Origin of the sequence: Pseudomonas sp. R19M, from assembly GCF_050312585.1 — a bacterium.
GTDB lineage: Bacteria > Pseudomonadota > Gammaproteobacteria > Pseudomonadales > Pseudomonadaceae > Aquipseudomonas > Aquipseudomonas palleroniana.
In genome coordinates this window covers 1-215 of the sequence record NZ_JBNPJV010000136.1, presented here as the reverse complement: position 1 = coordinate 215, position 215 = coordinate 1, and the positions used below count along the sequence as shown (strand labels likewise).

General features: G+C 55.8%; 1 protein-coding gene. It reads right to left on the bottom strand.

Annotated features, from left to right (window positions below):
• A partial coding sequence (locus tag ACQRBT_RS28370) for an immunoglobulin-like domain-containing protein (RefSeq protein WP_427851710.1) occupies nucleotides 1-215 on the bottom strand: 215 nt, incomplete at both ends.

Here is a 215-nt window from a genome sequence, read left to right as displayed (position 1 = left end):
GTTACCGGCGCGCCGTTTTTATCCACAAGACTGGCGGTGTAGACGATGTTGCCGCCTTCACCAACGGTGTTGGTGGCCGTCAGGACCACATCGACCTTGTCGATGGTGTCGTTGATCGTGGTAGTTGCACCGTTACCGGCAACTTCCAGCTTCTCGAAGTTACCGCCGGTAGCGTCGGTAATCTTGACGGTCTGAGTGCTCTTGTCGATGAACAC